Origin of the sequence: Eisenbergiella sp. OF01-20 (genome assembly GCF_003478085.1) — a bacterium.
Taxonomy (GTDB): domain Bacteria; phylum Bacillota; class Clostridia; order Lachnospirales; family Lachnospiraceae; genus Eisenbergiella.
This window is the reverse complement of sequence record NZ_QUES01000027.1, coordinates 61693-85738: the sequence shown is the minus strand read 5'-3', so window position 1 is coordinate 85738 and position 24046 is coordinate 61693. Positions and strand designations below refer to the sequence as shown.

Sequence of the window (24046 nt, the reverse complement as noted above, 5' to 3'; positions counted from 1 at the left end):
AGCGCCGCCCTGTCACGGCGGAGGTCGTCGGTTCGAGTCCGATCTGGGTCGTTGATTTCTGAAAAGAAGTCAGATAAAGAGGTATGGGATCTTAGCTCAGCTGGGAGAGCATCTGCCTTACAAGCAGAGGGTCATAGGTTCGAGCCCTATAGGTCCCATTTCTTACGTTTAAAATTACCGGTAGTTCGGATTTGGCATATGCCGATGTGGCTCAATTGGCAGAGCAGCTGATTTGTAATCAGCAGGTTATCGGTTCGAGTCCGATCATCGGCTTATAGAGTTAATTAATATGGATGGATTCCCGAGTGGCCAAAGGGGACAGACTGTAAATCTGCTGCAAATTGCTTCGGTGGTTCGAATCCACCTCCATCCATTTTTTATCAAATAAAAGTTGCATGTAGTGCCGTTATGGTGTTACAATATATATGGTTAACGCGGGGTGGAGCAGTCTGGAAGCTCGTCGGGCTCATAACCCGAAGGTCATAGGTTCAAATCCTGTCCCCGCTACTCAAATGCCCAGATAGCTCAGTTGGTAGAGCAGAGGACTGAAAATCCTCGTGTCACTGGTTCGATTCCGGTTCTGGGCATTTCTTACTGTCACAAATTAAATAAGGAATAAGGAGCACTAGCTCAGTCGGTAGAGCACCTGACTTTTAATCAGGTTGTCGGGGGTTCGAATCCCCCGTGCTTCAGTTAAAAAACCTCAGTAATTCATACTGAGGTTTTTTGTGTTGAAAAAACTAAAAAAGGTTTTTTAAAAGGGGAAACCTTGCAAGAAGCGGGAAGAGGTATATAATTTAAAAGAGACAGTAAAAACGGAGAAGGGGAGGATTATATGGGAAGAAGAGATAAAGCAAATTATTATCTGGATTTGGCAGAGGTGGTATCTCAGCGGTGTACATGTATCCGCAGGCACTATGGTGCGGTTATTGTTAAGAATGATGAAGTGATTTCTACAGGGTATGTGGGAGCGCCGAGAGGAAGGAAAAACTGTTCTGATCTGGGCGAATGCATTCGTTCCAAGATGAAAATTCCCAGAGGGGAGCGTTATGAACTATGCCGCAGCGTTCATGCGGAGGCAAATGCCATTATCAGTGCATCAAGGGATAAGATGATAGGGAGCAGTCTGTATCTGGTGGGGATTGAAGTGGAAAACGGGACATATATAGAAAATTCTTGTTGTTGTTCCATGTGTAAAAGACTGGTAATCAATGCGGGGATTGAAAAAGTGTTTGTGAGAGATACAAAGGATATCTTCCGGGAAATACCGGTAAGGGAATGGGTGGAAGAGGATGAATCTCTGACAGGTTCTTTTGGTTACTGAAAAATAGGGAATGAAAGAGTTGCAAGGTTGAGTAAAGGAGAAAAAATGATTCAGGTTGCATTTTATGATATAGCGGAGGAATCGTTATTTGATTTTGCAGTAATTATAGCGATAAAAGAGGGAAAATGGATATTATGCCGTCATAAAGACCGCAGGACATGGGAATTCCCGGGAGGGCACAGAGATCCGGGCGAATGGATAGAGGATACGGCCCGCAGAGAGCTGTATGAAGAAACCGGGGCAGAACATTATACCCTTCAGCCTGTTTGTGCATACTCCTGCCTGAGACAGGGAGAAAAAGCCAGCTTCGGTATGCTTTATTATGCACAGGTTGATGAATTAGGCCCCCTGCCCGCCTTTGAGATAGAAGAGGTTAAGCTGTATGATAAATTTCCGGAAAAAAAAGATTTCTGGACGTATCCCGATATACAGCCATTTTTATTAAGAAAGGTAAGCGGATTGGGGATAAAATGAAAAAAATAATATCTTTTTATTTAAAGCCCTATTATAAAAGGATGGGTATTGGTTTCACGGTTAAATTCATCGGTTCTATTATGGATCTGTGTATTCCCTGGGTGCTGGCCTATGTTATAGATAATGTGATACCTATGAAAAGCCTGCAGAAGATCTATCTGTGGGGAGGAGTAATGATATTCTGTTCATTTGTGGCCGTAGCATTTAATATCATTGCTAATCGTATGGCTTCCAGGGTGGCAAGCGATGCAACACAGATTATCCGGCATGATCTGTTTGCAAAGACAATGTATCTGTCGGACAAGCAGACGGATTTATTTACAAAGCCATCTTTAATATCCAGGCTTACGACGGATACATATAATGTAAATCAAATGATTGGCAGAATCCAAAGGCTTGGGGTCAGGGCGCCTATCCTGCTTGTGGGAGGAATTATTTTTACCATGGCTTTGGATCCGGTTCTGGCATCCGTGCTTCTGCTGGTAATGCCTGTTCTTGCAATTGTCATGATAGCAGTTTCCCGAAAGGGTATGCCGCTGTACCGCAGGCTGCAGGAAGCAGCAGATAAGTTTGTGTGTTTAGTCAGAGAGGATATTGCGGGAATCCGGGTTATCAGGGCACTGTCTAAAATGGACTATGAAAAGGATAAATTTGACCGTATTAATACGTTGGTCGTCACATGCGAAAGGAATGCGGAGCAGACGATGGCGGTCCTGAACCCGGCCATGAATATGCTATTAAACCTGGGACTGGTGGGGGTTATCCTGGCAGGAGCCTATCGCGTAAATGCGGGAACTTCCGAGGTTGGTAAGATATTGGCATTTATGACGTATTTCACTATCATCCTCAATGCCATGATGTCCATTTCCCGTATGTTTGTCATTATTAATAAGGCGGTGGCATCGGGGGCCAGAATAGAACAGGTATTGGACTGTGGTGAGGATATGGAGCGCATGTGCGGTATAGATAAAGAAGAGGAATCTTTCAACGCCGGTGTGCAGAACGATAAAGAGAAGGAAAGAAATCAAGAGAAGGTGCGGCCGGAATGGGAAGAGCAGGGGCGGAAACAGAAAGGGATAGTGTTCGACCATGTTACCTTTTCCTATAATAAAAAGGAACCAAATCTGAAGGATATCTCTCTTTCTTTAAAAAAGGGAGAAATGCTGGGGGTGATAGGGGCTACCGGATCCGGGAAGACCACACTGGCAGCCGTACTGATGCGGCTTGTGGATGTGGATCAGGGCAGGATACTGATAGATGGAATGGATATCCGCAGTCTGGAAAGGAAAGAGCTTCAAAAAAAATTCGGTGTGGTTTTCCAGAACGATACGATTTTCGAGGACTCTATTTATGAAAATGTGAGGATGGGAAGGGAGCTGTCTCGGGAAGAGGTAATAAAAGCGCTGGAGTACGCACAGGCCGATGAGTTTACCAGGGAAAAGGAACGTAGTGAAGGGGCTATGCTGGATATCAAGGGAGCCAATTTGAGCGGCGGCCAGAAGCAGCGTATTTTAATTGCCAGGGCACTGGCAGCGCGTCCTGATATCCTTGTGCTGGACGATTCCTCCAGCGCACTGGATTACCGGACGGATGCAAAGCTCCGTAAGCAGCTGAAGGAGCATTTCCGGGACACGACTACGATTATGATTGCCCAGAGGATCAGCTCTGTTATGCATGCCGATCATATACTTGTGCTGGAGGACGGGGAGATGATCGGATACGGGACGCATGAGGAGCTGATGGAAAATTGTCAGGTATACAGGGAAATAAGCAGTTCACAGACAGGAGAAGCCGTGGTATGAGATGGGGAGGAACAGGAAAACAACAGAAAAAAGACAAAGGGAAGGCCGGCACCCTGTTGAGGCTCGGCGGGTATCTGATGCATTATAAGTGGTATCTTACTGCTGCTTTTGCATTGACGATAGGCAGCAATTTATTTGCACTGATAGGACCGATGCTTTCCGGTTATGCGGTGGATGCCATTGAACCGGGCGCAGGCAGAGTGGATTTCAGCAGGGTTTTCTATTACGCGGCATGGATGGCGGGATTTTATGTGGTGTCCTCCATTTTTTCTTATCTGCTTCAGGTATTGATGATAGCCATAAGCAGGAAGGTGGTCTACAGGATGCGCAGGGATGTGTTTGAAAAACTGCTGTCCCTGCCGGTGGGGTATTTTGATGTACATCAGAGCGGGGATATTATCAGTCGGATTTCCTATGATATTGATACGGTAAATGCTTCTCTCTCCGATGATGTGGTACAGCTTTTGACTACGGTAATAACGGTAAGCGGCGCATTTATTATGATGGTGCTGATATCTCCCCGTCTTGTCCTGGTTTTTGCTTTTACCATGCCGCTGTCCATATGCATCACCCGTTACCTTACTGGCAAAACAAGGCCATTGTTCCGGGAGCGGTCGGCGAAACTGGGGGAATTAAACGGTTTTGTGGAGGAGATGGTTTCCGGGCAGAAAACCTTACGGGCCTATTGCCAGGAGGATAATACCATTGACCGGTTTGAGGGGAAAAATGAAAAGGCTATGAAGGCCTATTACCGGGCGGAATATTACGGCAGTATTGTAGGACCTATGGTAAACTTTGTGAATAATCTTTCTTTGTCCCTGATCAGTGTATTCGGGGCAGTATTGTATCTTTTCGGGAGTATGAGCATCGGGAACATTTCTTCGTTCGTTCTGTATTCCAGAAAATTTTCCGGGCCGATTAATGAGGCGGCCAATATAATCAGTGATCTGCAGTCCTCGATTGCCGCAGCAGAGCGTATTTTCCGGCTGCTGGACGAGCCGGAGGAACCGGCGGATGCACAAGACTGTATGGAGCTTACACAGGCGGAAGGAGACGTGGAACTTTCCCATGTAAAATTTGGCTATAATTCTGTTAAAACTATTATCCATGACTTGAGTTTTCATGTAAAACCCGGTAAAATGGTAGCGGTTGTAGGGCCTACAGGGGCCGGAAAAACCACCCTCATCAATCTTCTTATGCGGTTTTACGATATTCAGGATGGATGCATTTGTGTTGACGGAAATAATGTGTCCGGTATTACAAGAAAAAGCCTGCGTAAGTCCTATGCCATGGTTCTGCAGGATACGTGGCTGTTCCAGGGAAGCATTTATGATAATCTGGCCTATGGCAGCCTGGGCGGGATGGAACAGGGGATGGAAGAGGAAAAGGTCCGGGAGGCAGCCAAAGCGGCTGGGATTGACGGATTTATCCGCAGGCTTCCCCAGGGTTATGATACGATTCTCACTGATGAAGGGACCAATATTTCCAAAGGGCAGAAACAGCTTCTGACAATAGCCAGGGCTATGCTCCTGCCGGCCAGGATGCTTATCCTGGATGAAGCAACCTCCAATGTGGACACCCGAACCGAAATGAAGATCCAGAAGGCGATGAGAAAGCTGATGGAGGGGAAAACCTGTTTTATTATCGCTCACAGATTATCCACAATACGGAATGCCGACATTATCCTTGTGGTAAACGACGGGGACGTTGTCCAGCAGGGAACTCATGAAGAGCTGATTCGACAGGACGGTCTGTACAGACAGATGTACCTTGCACAGTTTGAATAAGGTTTTACCTGTATTTCTCAGCCGATACAGTATTTATCTATTTTTCTTTTTACGGAAAAGTGTTACAATAGGGAAGAGAGAAGATACAAAGGAATTTATCGGATGAGTAAAAGAAAAATAAAAGACGGGCAGGAAGAAAGAGGGGGGACTGCATTCAGAAGGGCAATGATAGCTGCAGGGGCGATAGCTGCGGCTGCTGCTCTTGTTTATCTTGCAGGCGCCTTCTTTTTTGCTGGCCACTATTACTGGAGAACCTGGATAGATGGTACGGATTACAGCTTCCGTTCCAGGGAGCAGGTGAGAGAAGAACTGCTTAATCCTTCTGTCTCATATGAGCTGCGGATTAAGGGCAGGGAGGATATGGAGGATGTGATTACTCCGGCCGAACTGGAAATGATATATGTATTTGATAATACGCTGGATAAGCTGAATGCACAGATGACGGGGCTGAAATGGCCGGTGATGTTTTTCCGGAGAGGGGATTATGAGCTGCCTAAAATGGTAACCTTCAGTGAAGAAGCGTTGCATGAACGGCTTGAAAATACCGTATTTTTTGACAAGTCAAATCTGCATGCGCCCGTGGATGCCTATATCAGCGGATACAGTCGGGAAAAAGGGTATGAGATTGTAGAGGAATACCCGGGAACGATACTGGATTTTGACAAAGTACGGGCGGCTGTGGTGGAAGCGCTGGAGGACCTGGCGGATACGCTTGATTTGACACAGGGGGGCTTCTATCGTGATGCGGCCGTTAAAGCGGACAACAAAAATCTGGCAAGAGCGCTGGAAAAAGCGAACCGGTATGTGAGTGCGGAAGTGACGTATGATTGGAACGGCGAAAAGGAAGTCATCGACGGAGAGATAATCAGTGAGTGGATTACCATTGACGGAAGCCGGGTGAGCCTGGATGAGGAAGCGGCAAGGGCCTATATCAACGGACTGGCAAAAAAACATGATACATACGGGAGAGACCGTAATTTTACCACATCAAATGGGAATACTATCCTGTTAAAGAGCGGTTCCTATGGCTGGTGGACGGATCGCGCGGGAGAAACGCAGGCGCTGCTTGCATCCATAAGAAATGGGGAGCAGGTGGAAAAGGAGCCTCTTTATTTTGCCAGGGGGTATACGACAGGTGGGCCGGGAGAAGATATCGGCAATTCCTATGTGGAAATTGATATGGGAAACCAGCATCTGTATCTTTATATTGACGGGGAAATCATTCTGGAGAGTGATTTTGTTTCGGGGAATATAGCAAGAGGGTATGGAACGCCGGCCGGCGTGTTCGGCCTGACCTATAAAGAGCGGAATGCCACGCTGCGGGGAGAAAATTACGCCACACCTGTGGATTACTGGATGCCTTTTAACGGAAATATCGGCATGCATGATGCCGGGTGGAGAAACAGCTTCGGCGGAGATATTTACATGAGAAGCGGATCCCATGGATGTATTAACCTTCCCAGGGATAAGGCGGAAATTATTTATGGTTATATGGAACATAATTTTCCGATAGTCTGTTACTATTAGGAAACGTTCAGACTTATCTGGACGGTTACAAGCGGGTTGCCCGGTTGGGCAGTAAAGGTAATTGGATTTGGGAGATAAAGCATGAAGAACAGGGAATTATCATTCCGGCAGCTGGAAAAGCAGAGCAGAAGGCTGGAACGACGCAGGAGAATCCGGGAAAGCATAAGCAAAAACGGAGGGGATATCCTGCATTCTGCCAATTTTCAGAATACACGCAGGAATATGCAGCATGGAACCGTGTCGGTGCACAGCCACAGCATCAGTGTGGCGGAATGCAGCCTGAATATCAGGGAAAAGCTGCAGAAGATGGGGATCCGCAGCGAAGAGCGGGACATCATCAGAGGGGCGCTGCTCCATGACTATTTCCTGTATGACTGGCATCATCATACCCATAAAAAGGGCTGGAAAAATCTTCACGGCTTTACCCATCCGGAAACGGCCCTGAATAATGCGAGGAAGGAATATCATCTTTCTCCGAGGGAACAGGATATAATTAAAAAGCATATGTGGCCGCTTACGGTAGTTCCGCCCCGCTGCAGGGAAGCCTGGATCGTGACGGCTGCGGATAAATATTGTTCCCTGCTGGAAACGGTGGGGCCGCGCCTGGAACTGTTTAAGGGCCTGGGAAGGCATTGGACTGCGCTTCCGCGCAGAATAAGGGTTACTGTGAAGCGGGAGCCGCTAAAGAACAGCGGGCAGGAGGCAAATGGAAGGAATACTTCAGCGATTAACTGAATACGCAGCATCGGAGGTATATCCTTTTCATATGCCGGGGCATAAACGGAATATGCCGGAAGCCCTTTACCGGCTTGGCGGGATTGCGGAACTGGATATTACCGAAATAGACGGATTTGACGATCTGCATGCGCCGGAGGGCTTGATTCGGGAGGCGCAGGAGAAGGCGGCGGCTGTATTTGGCGCGCAGGAGACTTTTTTCCTGGTAAATGGCTCCACCGCCGGAATCCTTACGGCTGTTTCTGCCGCAGTGCCGAAGGGCGGAAGGGTCATCATGGCGAGAAACTGTCATAAATCGGTGTATCATGCCTGTTTTCTGCGGGAACTGAGGCCGGTGTTCCTGTATCCGGGTACGGTGCGGGATTACGGGATAGCCGATGCCATCCGCCCGGAGCAGGTGGAGGCGGCGCTGAGGGCCTGTCCGGATGCATCGGCGGTCATTCTTACCTCTCCTACGTATGACGGGGTGGTTTCCGATATTGAAAGAATTGCAGATATCGTGCACCGGGCCGGGATTCCTTTGCTAGTGGATGCGGCTCACGGCGCACATTTCGGTTTCAGCCCTCTTTTTCCGGAAAGCCCGGTCCGCCAGGGGGCGGATCTGGTGATTCAGAGTCTGCATAAAACCCTGCCGGCACTGACCCAGACAGCGCTGCTGCATGTGTGCGGGACGTTGGTGGATCGGGGAAAGGTGAGGGAGTTTGAAAGGATTTACCAGACCAGCAGCCCTTCTTATGTGCTGATGGGCAGCATCGATGCTTGTGTCCGCCTTCTGGAGGACGGAAGCTGCTGGGATGGATTTGCGGAGAAATTACAGATATTTTATAAAAAAACAGACGGTTTGGAGCATATCCGGGTGATGAACAGGGATATTATGGAAAAAGGCTGTATGAAAGCTTTTGATGCGGGAAAACTGCTGATATCCGTAATTAATGCAAAAATTACTGGAAATTCGCTTTACAAAGAGCTTCTGAACCGTTATTATCTTCAATTGGAGATGGCAGCGGATACGTATGTAACTGCCATTGTGACTCCCTGGGACAGGGAGGAAGGGCTGATCCGGCTGGCGGAAGCGCTGGCGGCGATTGACAGGGTGGACAACGGTGTGTTTCCTCCGGAAAAAAAATCTTTGGCGGGGTGCCCGTATCCGGAACTGGAGACGGCGCTGCCGCTTTCCGAGGCTTTGACGGCGCTAAAAGAGGTCTGTCCTTTACACAAAGCGGCAGGAAGAACAGCAGGAACTTATGTGAACCTTTATCCACCGGGAATTCCTTTGGTAATTCCGGGAGAGGTTATAACGGAGGAGGTCATTAAGTTAATAGATTTGTATGTGAGGCAGAAGCTGAATGTACAAGGGGTGGAGACCGCAGGAGAGACTGCGGGGTTGGCCGGAGACTTAAACTTACCAATACTTAAATGACAGGTGTGCAGACACCGGAAGGAGTTAATATGAGAAAAACCAAGATAATTTGTACAATCGGACCTGCTTCCCAAAGTGAGGAGATGCAGAGAGCGTTGATGCTGGCGGGAATGAATGTGGGCCGCTTTAACTTTTCCCATGGAGATCATGAGGAGCAGCACGGAAAATATACTATCATGCGGAAGGTGAGCAAGGAATTAAACCTTCCTATCGCCGCACTTCTGGATACGAGAGGGCCGGAAATACGTCTGCAGGATTTTGAAGGCGGGAAGGTCCAGCTGACCGCAGGCCAGAAATTCACGCTGACGACAAAGGAAGTGATGGGAACCAATGAGATGGCTTCCATCACCTATAAAGAACTGATTCATGACATCGATAAAGGGACAACGATTCTGATTGATGACGGGCTGATCGAAATGACCGTTGAGGAAATAACGGATACGGATATCATCTGTACGGTGGTAAACGGAGGGCCGGTATCCAACCATAAGGGTGTCAATGTTCCGGGAGCCGAGCTTTCCATGCCTTATATCAGCGAAACGGACAAAAGCGATATTTTGTTTGGGGTAGAACTGGGATTCGATTTTATTGCGGCTTCTTTTGTACGGAATAAGGATGATGTCCTGGCTGTCCGGAAAATCCTGGATGAACACAATTCCAAGATGAAAATCATTGCCAAGATAGAAAATATGCAGGGAATTAAAAATCTCGAGGAAATCATCGACGTATCCGACGGCATCATGGTTGCCAGAGGAGATATGGGTGTGGAGGTACCGCTGGAAGAGGTTCCTGTTCTGCAGAAGCAGATTATCAAAAAAGCAGTTGCCAAGGGAAAACAGGTAATCACCGCCACGCAGATGCTGGAGTCCATGATCCACAATCCCCGTCCTACCAGAGCGGAGACCACGGATATTGCCAATGCCATCTATGACGGTACCACGGCGATCATGCTGTCCGGTGAAAGCGCACAGGGGCAGTACCCGGTGGAAGCGGTACAGACCATGGCCCGCATTGCGGAAAGAACGGAAGAAGATATCGATTTTGCAGGCCGTCTGAAAAAACGGGAGGTTCCGGGAGACGGGGATATTACAACAGCCATTTCCCATGCTACCTGTACACTGGCATCGGATCTGAATGTAAAGGCAATCATCTGCGTTACCATGTCCGGCTTTACCGCAAGTATGATTTCCCGGTTCAAAGCCGGCTGCCCGGTTATCGGATGTACCGTGAAGCGTCTGGTATGGCGGCAGCTGAATCTGCAGTGGGGTGTGATGCCGCTTCTTATCCAGGAAGAGAATACGGCGGAGGATCTGTTCCATGCGGCGATTGACGCGGCTATGGAAGCGGGGTATATTGTAAAAGGAGATAAAGTTATTATCACCGCAGGGATGCCTCTCGGCATTTCCGGAAAAACCAACCAGCTGCGTGTGGTTGAGGTATAATATGACGTAATAGTCCGGAGGTTTGTCCGGACGGTTATAAAAAGACAAAGGATAAGCGTATAATATGGGGGAAGGATGCCGGGTGCCGCCGGGCCGGAGAAGGGCTGTAAAAGGGCAGCGGGCATCCGTATACGCGGAACGGGGGTACGGATGAAAAAATATGTAATGGCTCTGGATCAGGGGACGACAAGTTCCCGCTGCATACTTTTTGATAAGGCAGGGCATATGCGGTCCGTGGTACAGCGGGAATTTAACCAGATTTATCCCAGGCCGGGCTGGGTGGAGCACGATCCTCTGGAAATCTGGTCCTCCCAGCTGAGCGTGGCTGTGGAAGCCATGGGGAAAATCGGCGCGGCTATTGACGAAATCGCCGCTATCGGTATTACAAACCAGAGAGAAACCACAATCTGCTTCAGCAGAAAGACCGGAAAACCGGTATACAATGCCATCGTATGGCAGTGCCGTCGGACGGCGGATACTATTGAGAAGCTGAAGGAAGAAGGCTTTGATTCGGTTATCCGCGAGAGAACCGGATTGGTGCCGGATGCTTATTTTTCAGGGACAAAGATCAAATGGATTCTGGATAATGTGGAAGGTGCAAGGCAGATGGCGGAAGACGGCGATTTGCTGTTCGGCACCGTGGATACCTGGCTTATCTGGAACCTTACCAAGGGAAAGGTATTTGTAACGGATTATACCAATGCCTCCCGGACCATGCTGTTTGATATCCATAAGAGGGAATGGGATGAGGAAATCCTGAACAAGCTTGGGATACCGCGCTCCATGCTGCCCCAGGTGAAGCCGTCCAGCTGTATTTACGGTTATACGGACGATTCCGTTATCGGCGGAGAGATCCCTATCGCCGGCGCGGCGGGGGATCAGCAGGCGGCCCTGTTCGGGCAGTGCTGTTTCGAAGCGGGAGAAGCAAAGAATACATATGGCACCGGCTGTTTCCTTTTGATGAATACCGGGGATCAGGCTGTAACCTCTCAGAATGGGCTTCTGACCACGATTGCCGCCAGCACGGAGGGAGAGATCCGTTATGCGCTGGAAGGGAGCGTATTCGTGGCAGGTGCGGCCATACAATGGCTCCGGGATGAACTGCGTATGATAAAAAATGCGCCCCAGTCCCAGGAATATGCCATGGAGGTGGAGGATACCAACGGCGTTTATGTGGTTCCGGCCTTTACCGGATTAGGAGCGCCTTATTGGAACCCTTATGCGAGAGGTACGATAGTCGGGCTGACCCGCGGGGCCAAAAAAGAACATTTTATCCGCGCCACACTGGAATCCCTGGCTTACCAGACACAGGATGTGCTGGAGGCTATGGAGAAGGATTCGGGTATCCGTCTCAAAAACCTGCGGGTGGACGGGGGCGCCAGCGCCAATGATTTCCTGATGCAGTTCCAGGCCAATATCATGAATAAAGAAGTGCTGCGCCCCGAATGTATTGAAACGACGGCTTTGGGGGCGGCCTATCTGGCCGGCATTGCGGCGGGCTTCTGGAAGGATAAAGAGGATATCCGGAAAAACTGGTTTTTGGAAAAGACCTTCCTCCCTTTCATGTCCCAGGAAAAACGGCGGGAAAAGCTGAAAGGCTGGAAGCGTGCCGTGCGCTGTGCAATAGCCTACGCTGCGGCGGATACGGAGGACGACACCGAGGAGGAAGAGTGACGGCTGGCAGCAGCCGTACCGGTATTTATGGGAAAAATATTTTATTTGGCAGGAAAGAGTTCCTCCGGCAAGGATACGATTTACCGGAACCTTCTGGAATGCAGGCAATTGCAGCTGAAAAAGCTGATCCCTTATACTACCCGGCCCATTCGGGCCGGGGAAAAGAACGGAAGGGAGTATTTTTTTACCGATGAGGCCGGGCTGGAAGCCCTGCGTCAGAGCGGTAAGGTGATTGAAGAAAGGGTTTACCATACCTTTCACGGGCCATGGTATTATTTTACGGTGGACGACGGGCAGCTGGATTTGGCCCGGCAGGATTATCTGATGATTGGGACCCTGGAGTCCTTTCTGGCAATAAAAAGATATGTGGGCGGAAGCAATATTGTGCCGCTGTATATAGAAGTGGACGATGGGGAACGCCTGCAGAGGGCGCTTGATCGGGAAAGAAAGCAGGAAGAGCCGAAATACGAGGAAATGTGCAGACGTTTTCTGGCCGATTCCGGGGATTTCAGTGAAGAGAAGATAACGGAGGCGGGGATTGAAAAACGGTTCCGGAACAGCAGCCTGGAAAAGTGCCTGGAGGAAGTGAAGGAGTACATCAGACAGACGCGCGTATAACGGGTGCCGGCACAGGGGAAAGCGAGGGAGTATGGCAGGATTTCAGGATATTTACGGGCAGGAAGCCATGAAAGAACACCTGCAGAATGCGATAAAGACAGGCAAGGTGTCCCATGCGTATATTATTAACGGGGAACGCAGCTCCGGGAAGGAGTTCATCGCAAGGATTTTTGCCAAAACCCTGCAGTGTGAAAAGGGAGGACCGCAGGCTTGCGGCGAATGCCATTCCTGTAAGCAGGCGGAGAGCAATAACCAGCCGGATATTATCCGGGTGACACATGAAAAACCAAACAGCATCGGTGTGGAGGATATCCGCAGCCAGGTGAATAACGATATGGGGATTAAGCCCTATTCCAGCCCTTATAAGATATATATTATCAACGAAGGGGAGAAAATGACCGTGCAGGCGCAGAACGCGCTTTTAAAGACGCTGGAGGAGCCTCCGTCATATGGAGTGCTGCTGATTCTCACCACTAATGTGGAAGCGCTGCTCCCCACCATTGTGAGCAGATGTGTGGTGCTGAATATGAAGCCCGTGGGTGACGATATTGTCCGCAGATTCCTTATGGAGGATATGCAGATACCGGATTATAAGGCCAACATCTGCGTGGCGTTTGCCAGGGGAAATATCGGACGGGCCAAGCTGCTGGCTTCCAGCGAAGATTTTGACAAAGTGAAGGAAGAAGCGGTAACGCTTTTGAAATATATACACGATATGGAAATATCGGAAATCGTGGCGGCAATCAAGAAAATCGGGGAATACAAGCTGGATGTGACGGACTATCTGGACATTCTGTCCATCTGGTACCGGGATGTCCTGCTGTTTAAAGCTACGAATGACGCAAATCACTTGATTTTTAAGGAAGAAATAAAGTATATTAGAAAAGAAGCGGATCAGAAGAGCTATGAGGGCATCGAGACAATCCTTGATTCCCTGGAGAAAGCCAAGTCAAGGCTTTCGGCCAATGTTAATTTTGATTTAACCATGGAGCTCTTGTTCCTTACGATGAAGGAAAACTAGATCCCTCAGGGAGGTTTATAGATGACAAAAGTTATAGGAGTGAGATTCCGTACGGCGGGAAAAATTTATTATTTTGATCCCACCCGGTTCGAGATAAACAAGGGCGACCATGTGATCGTGGAAACCGCCCGGGGCGTGGAATACGGAACGGTGGTGGGCGGTATCCGCGAGGTGGATGACAGCAAGGTGGTACAGCCTTTAAAGCCGGTTTTACGGATTGCCACCGATCGGGATAATGAGCAGGAAGCGGCAAATAAAGGGAAGGAAAAAGAAGCCTTCCGTATCTGCCAGGAAAAAATCCGCAAGCATGGGCTGGACATGAAGCTCATTGATGCGGAATATACCTTTGATAACAATAAAGTGCTGTTTTATTTTACAGCAGACGGAAGGATCGACTTCCGGGAGCTGGTAAAGGATCTGGCAAGTGTGTTTAAGACGAGGATCGAACTGCGTCAAATCGGCGTGAGGGATGAAACCAAAATCCTGGGAGGGATCGGTATCTGCGGGAGGCGGCTTTGCTGCCATACCCACCTGTCTGAATTTGTGCCTGTATCCATTAAAATGGCGAAGGAACAGAATCTTTCCCTGAATCCCACCAAAATATCCGGTGTGTGCGGCAGGCTGATGTGCTGCCTGAAGCATGAAGAGGAAACCTATGAGGATTTGAACCGCAGGCTCCCCAATACCGGAGATTATGTGACCACGGACGACGGCCTGAAGGGCGAGGTGTCCAGCGTGAATGTGCTCCGGCAGCAGGTAAAGGTCATTGTAAATGTGGATGATGAGAAGGAAATCAGGGAATACCGCCTGGATCAACTGCGTTTTAAGAAAAGGCACGGCAGAAACAAGAAGAACGATGTGAACGAGAAAGAACTGAAGGAACTGGAAAAACTGGAGAAGCAGGATGAAAAATCCAAACTGTAGCGGCGGGCTGAAGCCGGGGGAACGGCTGGATGAGCTGCAGCGCAACGGGTATGTAATCATCCAGGACAGGGAACGCTTCTGTTTTGGCATGGACGCCGTGCTCCTTTCGGGCTTTGCCCGGGTGAGAGACGGGGGGACTGTGCTGGATATGGGGACGGGGACCGGCATTATCCCCATCCTTCTGGAGGCGAAAACCGGTGCCTCCCATCTGACCGGGCTGGAAATCCAGGCCGACAGCGCGGATATGGCACGGCGCAGCGTGGCTTTGAACGGCCTGGAAGAAAAAATAGATATTGTGGAGGGGGATATCAGAGAAGCAGCGGGCTTGTTTCCGGCTGCTTCTTTTGACGTCGTAACCTGTAATCCCCCTTATATGGCGGGCGGCCACGGACTTGCCAACCCGGAAGCGCCTAAGGCGATTGCGCGGCATGAGGTCAAATGTACCTTTGAGGATGTGGCGTCCCAGGCGGCCCGTCTGCTGAAGCCCGGAGGAAACTTTTATCTGGTGCACAGGCCCTTCCGCCTGGCGGAGATCATGGTTACCCTGTCCCGTTACAAGCTGGAGCCAAAACGGATGCAGCTGGTATACCCTTTTGTGGATAAGGAACCCAATATGGTTTTGCTGGAAGCCAACCGGGGAGGACGCAGCCGTATGTCGGTGGAAAAGCCGCTGATTGTATACCGGGAACCCGGTATTTATACAGATGAAATATATGATATATATGGGTATTGAAAATTCCTCCGGTATCGGTTATTATCATAGATTAGATAGAGGTTTGTTTGTAACAGTTCGGACAGGTCGGAACGGTTACGTTTGTTAGGCGCCACAGGCCGGAAAGAAACGGAAGATGAGAAAAAAAGGGGTATTTGCGGCCGTATTGCTGTGTATTCTGGCTATTGCCGCAACGAGCCTGTATCTGGCCGGCTGCAGTGGGAAGGCAAAGGAAACGATAGCCTCCGGTGAAACCGGAACACAGGATGCGGGGGCCGGGGGACAGGACGGAACGCAAGCAAAGACTGTTTCAGGGAACGGGACGCAGGAAGATACGGTTTCGGGTAACAAAACGCAGGTAGATACGGTTTCGGGGAACGGAACGGAAAAAGCCGGCGGGAGTGACGGCACACAAGAAGCTGCAGGCGGGACCGTACCGGATTCTCTGGACGGAGAACGGGTAAAGGTAAAGGGAATCTATGTTACCGGGGCTATGGCCGGAACCTCCAATATGGACAGCCTGATCGATCTGGTGGACAGGACAGAGCTGAACGCCATGGTTATTGATGTGAAGAATGACGAAGGCCATGTGGTATATGAAATGGATTCCGAACTGGTAGAAGATATCGGCGCGGTTAAAAAGTACATATCCGATATGCCCGGCCTGATACGTAAATGCAAGGAACATGGAATATACCTCATTGCCAGGATTGTGGCTTTTAAAGATCCTTTTCTGGCGGAAAACCGGACGGATCTGGCTCTGCATGACAAGGAAGGGAAAGTATTCCGGGATAAGTCCGGGCTGGCCTGGGTAAATCCCTATAGCCGGGAGGTGTGGGACTATCTTCTGGAAATCGCCGGACAGGCGGCGGCGGCAGGTTTCGATGAAATACAGTTTGATTACATACGCTTCTCCACCGATTCCGGCATGGCAAAGGTGGATTTCGGCCCGGAAGCCCTGGGCAGGGATAAAGAACAGGCAATAACGGAATTTACGGCTTATGCGGCAAAAGAGCTGCACGGGCTGGGAGTTCCTGTATCCGCAGATGTATATGGAATCATTATCGACAGCAGTCTGGATGCTTCCATAGTGGGACAGGATTATTACGAGATGGCAAAGTATCTGGATTACATAAGCCCTATGGTTTATCCGTCCCATTACGGACCGGGGAACCTGGGGCTGGCGGTACCGGATGCCCAGCCTTATGAAACAATTTACAGAAGCATGAATGCTTCCCGGAAGGTGCTGGCGGGCATGGGACGGGAGAAGGAAGCCGGACTGGTATCCGGTAATGGGGTATCGGACAACGGGGTATCGGGCAATGGGCTGCCTGAACGGGAAGGTACTGTTTCTGAAAACAGGATTCCCCTGCTCCCCAATCCGGAAATCCGGGCAAATGTGCGGCCCTGGCTTCAGGATTTTACCGCCACCTGGGTAAAGGGGCATATTCCTTACGGGCCGGATGAAATCCGCGCCCAGATTCAGGCGGTTTATGATGCCGGTTATGAAGAATGGATCCTGTGGAATGCTTCCAACCGTTATACGGAGGGAGGATTGCTGCCGGAGGAAACGGCGGAAGAACCCGCCGGAGAATGACGGGCGGATAACAGCCCGGACAGGACGGCGCATTTACCGCGCTGTCTGCAGCAGAAAGGAAAACAATGGCAGGTATTCTTTATTTATGTGCCACACCTATCGGAAATCTGAAGGATATGACGCCCCGCGTCCGGGAAACACTGGAAACGGTGGATTTGATTGCAGCGGAGGATACCCGCAACAGCATTAAGCTGCTGAACCATTTTGAAATCCGGACGCCGATGACCAGCTATCACGAATACAATAAAGTGGAAAAAGCATATGATTTGATAAATAAGCTGCAGGCGGGAAAAAATATCGCACTGATTACCGATGCCGGGACACCGGCCATATCGGATCCCGGCGAGGCACTGGTAAAAATGTGCCAGGAGGCGGGGATTACGGTAACCTCTCTGCCCGGTCCTGCTGCCTGTATTACGGCGCTCACCCTTTCCGGATTGAGTACCAGGAGGTTTTGCTTTGAAGGGTTTCTGCCTTTTGACGATAAAAAAGAGAAAAAGGCGGTGCTGGAGGAATTAAAGGAGGAATCCAGGACCATAATCCTGTATGAGGCTCCCCATCATTTGATACGTACCCTGGAGTGCCTGTATGAAGTGCTGGGAAACCGGCATATTACCCTTTGCAGGGAGCTGACCAAGAAATTCGAGACGGTAATGCCTACCACGCTGGAGGAAGCCCTTCCTTATTATGAGACACAGGAACCCCGGGGGGAATATGTGCTTGTGGTGGAAGGAAAGAGCCGTGCATTGAAGCAAAAGGAGAAGGAAGAATCCTTTTCCGGGATGTCCATAGAGGAGCATATGAAGTCCTATGAGAATCAGGGAATTGACCGGAAAGAAGCCATGAAGCTGGTGGCAAAGGACAGGGGCCTGAGCAAGAGAGACATTTACCGGCATTTTATCAAAAATGAGGAAAGAAGTAGTTGACAAACAAAGGCACAGAGAATATACTTTGAATGTCAAACTTTTTTATAAAATCAAAAAAAGGAGATAACAAAATGTTAGAGAAAGTAATTGAAATTATTCAGGAGCAGTTAAATCTGGAAGGTGTGACGATCACAGAGGATTCCTCCTTCAAGGATGATCTGGGAGCTGACTCTCTGGACCTTTTCGAATTGGTTATGGCGGTAGAAGAAGAATATGGTGTTGAAATTCCTGCAGAGGAATTGGAAAAACTGACAACGGTGGGTTCGGTTGTAGAATATCTGAAAGCACAGGGCATCGAGGCTTAATGAAGACAGCGGTCACGGAACTTCTCGGAATCGAGTATCCGATTATTCAGGGCGGCATGGCCTGGGTAGGGGAATACCATCTGGCTGCCGCCGTTTCAGAAGCGGGCGGGCTTGGAATCATCGGAGCCGCCAGCGCACCGGCTGATATTGTGAGGGAGCAGGTACGGGAGGCGAGAAAACTCACTTCCAGGCCCATCGGGGTGAACGTAATGCTGCTTAATCCCAATGCCGACGGCGTGGCGGAGGTGATTGTGGAAGAAGGCGTGGAGGTGGTTACTACCGGCGCCGGAAGCCCGGCAAAATATATGGAAATGTGGAAGGCAGCAGGGGTGAAGGTCATTCCTGTGGTTGCCAGCGTTGCCATGGCAAAAATGATGGAGCGTTCCGGAGCGGATGCAGTGGTGGCGGAAGGCATGGAGAGCGGCGGGCATATTGGGTCCGCAACCACGATGACGCTTGTCCCCCAGGTCGCGGATGCCGTACATATACCGGTCATTGCAGCCGGCGGCATTGCGGACGGCAGGGGTTTTGCGGCAGCATTCATGCTGGGGGCACAGGGGGTGCAGATGGGCACCCGTTTTGTGGCGGCCAGCGAGTCCATCGCCCATGATAATTATAAGCAGAAGGTTATCAGGGCCAGGGATATTGATTCTGAAATCACCGGTATGAGCACCGGGCATCCCATACGTCAGATCCGTAACAAAATGACCAGGGAATATCTGAAGCTGGAAAAGGAAGGGGCTTCCTTTGAAGAGCTGGAGTATTTAACGCTGGGTGCTTTGAGAAAAGCGGTCATGGAAGGCGACGTGGTAAACGGTACCCTGATGGCCGGACAGTGTGCAGGGATGGTCAATCAGATCCAGACCTGCCGTGAGATAATTGAAGAAATTGTCCATGACGGCAGTGCATTGCTGAAATGGTGACAGATTCGGTCGTTTTTGAGAAATTCCGTTAAAGGCTTCTTTGTGCAGATAAACAGGGAAAGACTTACGGGCCCATTAACAGACGGGAATACCGGCAGTCTTTTTCGATGGACGGATGGCTCGCGGGGCGTGTCATCCGTTGTTTACAACTATATATTTTGAATATCAAATAAAACGATTATCAAAATATATGCCGTTTTCTTTTTTTCAACTACCAACCACCAAACTTCTACCATACTACCAACCAAATGCAACATAACCGTTCAAAACAGATATAGGAGATAGGAAATCATGGGTAAAACAGCATTTATTTTTCCGGGGCAGGGGTCCCAGTACGTGGGAATGGGCAAAGACTTCTATGATGCGTTCCCCGCGGCAAGGGATATTTTCCAAAAGGCATCTGAAGCCTCCGGGCTGGATGTGGCGGCACTGTGCTTTGAGGAAAACGAACAGATAAATATTACGGAATATACACAGATTGCCATGCTGACCGTAGAGGTGGCATTGCTGAAGGTGCTGGAGGACAGAGGGTGCCGTCCGGATGTGGCGGCGGGCCTGAGCCTGGGAGAATATGCGGCCCTGGCGGCAGCGGATGTGATGGATTGTAAGGATTTGTTCTATTGCGTGCGCAAAAGGGGAATTTACATGCAGGAAGCCGTTCCCTCAGGGGGTGCCATGACTGCGGTTCTGGGGCTGGACAGTGAAACCATCGCCACAGCCTGTGAACAGATAGAGGGTACGGTTAGTGTAGCTAATTATAACTGTCCCGGACAGACGGTGATCACCGGGGAAGCGGCGGCGGTTAATGCAGCGGCGGATAAGCTGAAGGAGCTTGGGGCGAAGCGCTGTGTCCCCCTGAAGGTCAGCGGCCCCTTCCATTCCCCCATGCTGAAGGGGGCAGGAGAGAAGCTGGGGCAGGTTCTTGCCGGGATTTCCCTGAAGGAAATCCGTGTACCTTATCTTTCCAATGTGACTGCTGATTATGTTACAGATACCGCACAGATAAAAGATCTTTTGGTAAGGCAGGTGTCAAGCTCCGTGAGGTGGCAGGAAAGCGTGGAACGCATGATAGCGGACGGCGTTGATACCTTTGTGGAAATCGGGCCGGGAAAGTCCCTCTCCGGCTTTATGCGTAAAATAAACCGGGATGTCACTGTAATAAACGTGGAAAAGGCAGAGGATCTGGAGGAAATAAAATGATGCTGGAAGGAAAAACAGCCCTGGTTACCGGGGCAGGACGCGGAATCGGAAAACAGATTGCCCTTACCCTGGCTTCCCAGGGGGCAGATGTGATAGTGAATTACAGAGGCAGCAGGGAACAGGCGGAAGAGACAGCCGCACAGATCCGGGATATGGGAAGAAGGGCGGAGACGCTTTCCTGCTCCGTGGCGGATTTCCAGGCCTGCGGTGACATGGTGCGAAAGGCGCTGGAGCTTTTCGGGCATATCGATATCCTGGTGAACAATGCAGGGATTACAAAGGATAATCTGGTGGTGGGTATGAAGGAAGAGGACTTTGATGCGGTGATTGATACCAATTTAAAGGGAACCTTTAATACCATCCGCCATTTATACAGGAATTTTATGAAGTTAAGGGGCGGCAGGATCATCAATCTGTCATCGGTATCCGGGGTGCTGGGGAATGCAGGGCAGGCAAATTATGCAGCCAGCAAGGCAGGTGTCATCGGCCTGACAAAGAGTGTGGCAAGGGAACTGGCGGGCAGGAATGTGACAGTGAATGCGGTGGCACCCGGTTATATAGCCACGGACATGACGGCAGCGATGTCGGAGGAGGCAAAAAACGGGATCCTTTCCCGGATTCCCCTGAAACGGGAAGGCAGACCGGAGGATGTGGCGGCGCTGGTAGCGTTTTTGGCTGGCGACGGCGGCGCATATATTACCGGGCAGGTGATTTCCGTTGATGGAGGGATGGCTATCTGAGTGTCCCCGGGTATGACAGGCAGGAACGGTCCGGGCTTGTCTGAACGGTTACTACAGGCCGTTTGTACGGCAGAATGAGAGGCAGATATGAGCAGAAGAGTAGTGGTTACAGGAATGGGGGCGATCACGCCCATTGGCCTGACGGTAGAAGAGTTCTGGGCGGGCGTAAAGACAGGGAAAACCGGTTTTGGCCCCATTTCCAGATTTGACGCATCGGAATATAAATGTAAGCTGGCGGCACAAGTCAAAGACTTTGATCCTAAAAATTATATGGATTTTAAAACGGCCAAACGAATGGAGGCGTTCTGTCAGTTTGCTGTGGCGGCAACGAAAGAAGCAATAGAGGATGCCGGACTTGATATGGAACAAGAGGATCCCTGGCGGGTAGGCGTAGCGGTGGGATCCGGAATCGGTTCCCTGCAGGCTATGGAACGGGAACATAATAAACTCATGGAAAAAGGCCCTAACCGGGTGAATCCGTTCCTGGTGCCCATGATGATCAGCAATATGGCGGCAGGAAATGTATCCATTCAGTTCGGCCTGAAGGGAAAGAGCATTAACGTGGTAACCGCCTGTGCAACCGGTACGAACTGTATCGGAGAAGCGTTCCGTACCATCCAGTACGGGGATGCGGAGGTTATGATCGCAGGAGGGGCGGAAAGCAGCATCTGCCCTATCGGGGTTTCCGGTTTTACCGCCCTTACCGCCCTGAGTCCGTCGGAGGATCCTGCCAGATGTTCCATTCCCTTTGATAAGGAACGAAGCGGATTTATTATGGGAGAGGGCGCCGGTGTCGTTGTACTGGAAGAACTGGAGCACGCCAGAAAAAGAGGGGCGGCGATTTACGCAGAGGTAGTGGGCTACGGATGCTCCTCGGATGCCTTTCATATCACCTCACCCGCGGAAGATGGTTCCGGTGCAGCCAAGGCTATGGAATATGCGGTGAAGGACGCGGGAGTGGCTCTTGAGGATATCACCTATATCAACGCCCATGGCACCAGCACCCATCTGAATGACATGTTTGAAACAAGGGCAATTAAGCTTACCTTCGGGGAGCACGCGAAAAATATCCGTATCAATTCCACCAAATCCATGATAGGCCATCTGCTGGGGGCGGCTGGGGCCGTTGAGTTCATTACCTGTGTGAAGGAATTGCAGGAGGGCTATATTCATGCTACAGTAGGGTATCAGATACCGGATGAGGAATGTGACCTGGATTACTGCAGGGAGGCGGCACAAGAAGAGATTGTATATGCATTGTCCAATTCCCTTGGCTTCGGCGGTCACAATGCCAGTCTTCTGGTTAAGAAATTCACGGATTAGGAGGAAAGCCTTATGCAGCTTTCAACAAAACAGATCATGGAAATTATCCCTCACAGGCAGCCCTTTTTGCTCCTGGATACCATAGAAGAGCTGGAACCGGGCGTACGTGCGGTGGGGAAAAAATGCGTAACCTATAATGAGCCTTTTTTTGCAGGCCATTTTCCCCAGGAGCCGGTAATGCCGGGCGTTCTTATTCTGGAAGCACTGGCACAGGCAGGGGCGGTTGCTATTCTCAGCCGGCCGGAAAACAAAGGAAAGCTGGTTCTGTTCGGAGGCATTGACGGTGCCCGGTTCAAGGGCAAGGTGGTTCCGGGGGATGTGCTTATGCTGGAAACACAGATCAGTAAGGTTAAGGGCCCTGTAGGGGTGGGCAGTGCGAAAGCCACTGTAAACGGAAAGCTGGTAGCAAAGGCGGAGCTGACCTTTGTGGTCAGTGAACCGGAAAAAGCCTGACGGGGACCGGGAGATAAAAATGAGTGTAAAACCTTTAACAATCGGAGAACTGACGGCCGGGATTCCCGTAATACAGGGAGGAATGGGCGTCGGCGTCAGTCTTTCCGGGCTGGCGGGAGCTGTGGCGGCGAAGGGCGGGATCGGTATTATATCAACCGCCCAAATCGGCTTCCGGGAACCGGATTACCATCAAAACCCGCATGAAGCCAATCTGCGGGCGGTGAAAAAGGAAATCAGAAGGGCGAAGGAGCTTGCACATGGCGGCATTGTGGGTGTAAATATCATGGTAGCCACCCGGCATTATGAGGAATATGTAAGAGCCGCCATAGAGACGGGCGCCGATGTGATTATATCCGGAGCAGGCCTGCCGGTAACACTGCCGGAAATTGCTGCGGGCGTACCGGTTCCGGGAAACGGACGTCCGGTGAAGCTGGTGCCTATTGTTTCCAGCCTGAAATCTGCCAATGTGATCTTCCGCTATTGGATGAAAAAATATAAGTATCTGCCCGATATGGTAGTGATAGAAGGCCCGCTGGCCGGAGGGCACTTAGGGTTTACGGAGGAACAGCTCCGGGATATCCCGGGTATGCACTTTGAAGAAGAGGCGGATAGGATTCTGGAAGCCGCAGAGGCATTCGGAAAGGAACAGGGGAAAGAAATACCTGTGGTTATGGCCGGAGGAGTTTATACCGGAGAAGAAGCCGGCAAGTGGATTTCCCGCGGGTTATCCGGCGTACAGATGGCTACCCGCTTTGTGACCACGGAGGAATGCGATGCCCATCCTGCTTATAAACAGGCCTATATTGATGCGAAGGAAGAAGATATTGTACTGGTGAAAAGCCCGGTGGGAATGCCCGGACGCGCTATCCGGAACACCTTTCTGCAAAAGGCGGGAAAAGGGGCTATTCCCCATGGGAAATGTCATGGTTGCATTAAGACCTGTAACCCTGCGGATACGCCTTACTGTATTACGGAGGCATTGATACGCGCAGTGGAAGGGGATGTGGAAAACGGCCTGCTCTTCTGCGGGAGCAATGCCTGCCGGTCGGAACGAATGGAAACGGTGGGAACGATCCTGGATGAGGTTGCAGATGCTTTAAAATAGATGGAGGGAGTACC

General features: G+C 50.3%; 22 protein-coding genes and 6 tRNA genes. All 28 read left to right on the top strand.

What is annotated here, in order from left to right; all coding sequences use genetic code 11:
• The first annotated feature begins 85 nt into the window (after positions 1–85).
• The 28 genes from DXA36_RS23825 to DXA36_RS23690 all read left to right on the top strand — a co-directional run bounded on the left by DXA36_RS23825 (position 86) and on the right by DXA36_RS23690 (position 24032).
• Positions 86–158 (top strand) — tRNA-Val (locus tag DXA36_RS23825).
• 42 nt (positions 159–200) lie between these two features.
• Positions 201–273 (top strand) — tRNA-Thr (locus DXA36_RS23820).
• Between the two features lie 18 nt (positions 274–291).
• Positions 292–373: transfer RNA gene (locus DXA36_RS23815), tRNA-Tyr, on the top strand.
• A 60-nt stretch (positions 374–433) separates the two neighbouring features.
• Positions 434–507 (top strand) — tRNA-Met (locus tag DXA36_RS23810).
• A 7-nt stretch (positions 508–514) separates the two neighbouring features.
• Positions 515–587, top strand: a tRNA-Phe gene (locus DXA36_RS23805).
• Positions 588–619: 32 nt separating this feature from the next.
• A tRNA-Lys gene (locus tag DXA36_RS23800) sits at positions 620–692 on the top strand.
• A 143-nt stretch (positions 693–835) separates the two neighbouring features.
• Entirely contained in the window at positions 836–1324 is a 489-nt protein-coding gene (locus tag DXA36_RS23795; protein WP_118681924.1) for a dCMP deaminase family protein, read from the top strand.
• A 45-nt stretch (positions 1325–1369) separates the two neighbouring features.
• Positions 1370–1798: an NUDIX hydrolase gene (locus DXA36_RS23790; protein WP_118681923.1), complete on the top strand. Its 429-nt coding sequence runs from the start codon at positions 1370–1372 to the stop codon at positions 1796–1798.
• Positions 1795–3600, top strand: a complete 1806-nt coding sequence (locus tag DXA36_RS23785) for an ABC transporter ATP-binding protein (RefSeq protein ID WP_118681922.1) — start codon at positions 1795–1797, stop codon at positions 3598–3600. The genes DXA36_RS23790 and DXA36_RS23785 overlap by 4 nt, the downstream gene beginning before the upstream one ends.
• Positions 3597–5387, top strand: a complete 1791-nt coding sequence (locus DXA36_RS23780) for an ABC transporter ATP-binding protein (RefSeq protein ID WP_118681921.1) — start codon at positions 3597–3599, stop codon at positions 5385–5387. The genes DXA36_RS23785 and DXA36_RS23780 overlap by 4 nt, the downstream gene beginning before the upstream one ends.
• Positions 5388–5489: 102 nt before the next feature.
• Positions 5490–6914, top strand: coding sequence for a L,D-transpeptidase family protein (locus tag DXA36_RS23775; RefSeq protein ID WP_118681920.1), 1425 nt, complete (start codon positions 5490–5492; stop codon positions 6912–6914).
• An 81-nt stretch (positions 6915–6995) separates the two neighbouring features.
• Positions 6996–7649: an HD domain-containing protein gene (locus tag DXA36_RS23770; RefSeq protein WP_118681919.1), complete on the top strand. Its 654-nt coding sequence runs from the start codon at positions 6996–6998 to the stop codon at positions 7647–7649.
• Positions 7621–9069, top strand: coding sequence for an aminotransferase class I/II-fold pyridoxal phosphate-dependent enzyme (locus DXA36_RS23765; RefSeq protein ID WP_118681918.1), 1449 nt, complete (start codon positions 7621–7623; stop codon positions 9067–9069). Before DXA36_RS23770 ends, DXA36_RS23765 begins: the two co-directional genes overlap by 29 nt.
• Positions 9070–9098: 29 nt before the next feature.
• A complete protein-coding gene (gene pyk / locus DXA36_RS23760; protein WP_118681917.1) occupies positions 9099–10511 on the top strand; it encodes a pyruvate kinase in 1413 nt (470 codons plus the stop codon).
• A gap of 150 nt (positions 10512–10661) precedes the next feature.
• Positions 10662–12185, top strand: a complete 1524-nt coding sequence (gene glpK, locus DXA36_RS23755; RefSeq protein WP_118681933.1) for a glycerol kinase GlpK — start codon at positions 10662–10664, stop codon at positions 12183–12185.
• Between the two features lie 27 nt (positions 12186–12212).
• Positions 12213–12803, top strand: coding sequence for a guanylate kinase (locus DXA36_RS23750; protein ID WP_118681916.1), 591 nt, complete (start codon positions 12213–12215; stop codon positions 12801–12803).
• Between the two features lie 31 nt (positions 12804–12834).
• Positions 12835–13824: a DNA polymerase III subunit gene (locus DXA36_RS23745; protein WP_118681915.1), complete on the top strand. Its 990-nt coding sequence runs from the start codon at positions 12835–12837 to the stop codon at positions 13822–13824.
• A 21-nt stretch (positions 13825–13845) separates the two neighbouring features.
• Positions 13846–14748, top strand: coding sequence for a PSP1 domain-containing protein (locus DXA36_RS23740; protein ID WP_118681914.1), 903 nt, complete (start codon positions 13846–13848; stop codon positions 14746–14748).
• The gene (locus DXA36_RS23735) at positions 14729–15481 is read left to right on the top strand and encodes a tRNA1(Val) (adenine(37)-N6)-methyltransferase (RefSeq protein WP_118681913.1); all 753 of its coding nucleotides are present in this window, start codon (positions 14729–14731) and stop codon (positions 15479–15481) included. Before DXA36_RS23740 ends, DXA36_RS23735 begins: the two co-directional genes overlap by 20 nt.
• 115 nt (positions 15482–15596) lie before the next feature.
• Positions 15597–17057 (top strand): putative glycoside hydrolase, encoded by a 1461-nt coding sequence (locus DXA36_RS23730; protein ID WP_118681912.1) that lies wholly within the window; start codon positions 15597–15599, stop codon positions 17055–17057.
• Between the two features lie 65 nt (positions 17058–17122).
• Positions 17123–17983 carry a 16S rRNA (cytidine(1402)-2'-O)-methyltransferase gene (rsmI, locus tag DXA36_RS23725; RefSeq protein ID WP_118681911.1) on the top strand — a complete coding sequence of 287 codons (861 nt, stop codon included), beginning with the start codon at positions 17123–17125 and terminating at the stop codon, positions 17981–17983.
• A 71-nt stretch (positions 17984–18054) separates the two neighbouring features.
• Positions 18055–18288 carry an acyl carrier protein gene (gene acpP / locus DXA36_RS23720; RefSeq protein WP_118681910.1) on the top strand — a complete coding sequence of 78 codons (234 nt, stop codon included), beginning with the start codon at positions 18055–18057 and terminating at the stop codon, positions 18286–18288.
• A complete protein-coding gene (gene fabK / locus DXA36_RS23715; protein ID WP_118681909.1) occupies positions 18288–19211 on the top strand; it encodes an enoyl-[acyl-carrier-protein] reductase FabK in 924 nt (307 codons plus the stop codon). The genes acpP and fabK overlap by 1 nt, the downstream gene beginning before the upstream one ends.
• A 291-nt stretch (positions 19212–19502) precedes the next feature.
• Positions 19503–20411 carry an ACP S-malonyltransferase gene (fabD, locus tag DXA36_RS23710; RefSeq protein WP_118681908.1) on the top strand — a complete coding sequence of 303 codons (909 nt, stop codon included), beginning with the start codon at positions 19503–19505 and terminating at the stop codon, positions 20409–20411.
• A complete protein-coding gene (fabG, locus tag DXA36_RS23705) occupies positions 20411–21151 on the top strand; it encodes a 3-oxoacyl-[acyl-carrier-protein] reductase (RefSeq protein WP_118681932.1) in 741 nt (246 codons plus the stop codon). Before fabD ends, fabG begins: the two co-directional genes overlap by 1 nt.
• An 87-nt stretch (positions 21152–21238) precedes the next feature.
• Positions 21239–22474 (top strand): beta-ketoacyl-ACP synthase II, encoded by a 1236-nt coding sequence (fabF, locus tag DXA36_RS23700; protein WP_118681907.1) that lies wholly within the window; start codon positions 21239–21241, stop codon positions 22472–22474.
• Positions 22475–22486: 12 nt separating this feature from the next.
• Positions 22487–22927 carry a 3-hydroxyacyl-ACP dehydratase FabZ gene (fabZ, locus tag DXA36_RS23695; protein WP_118681906.1) on the top strand — a complete coding sequence of 147 codons (441 nt, stop codon included), beginning with the start codon at positions 22487–22489 and terminating at the stop codon, positions 22925–22927.
• Positions 22928–22946: 19 nt separating this feature from the next.
• On the top strand, positions 22947–24032 hold the full coding sequence (locus DXA36_RS23690; RefSeq protein ID WP_118681931.1) for an NAD(P)H-dependent flavin oxidoreductase: 1086 nt from the start codon (positions 22947–22949) through the stop codon (positions 24030–24032).
• Positions 24033–24046 lie beyond the last annotated feature (14 nt).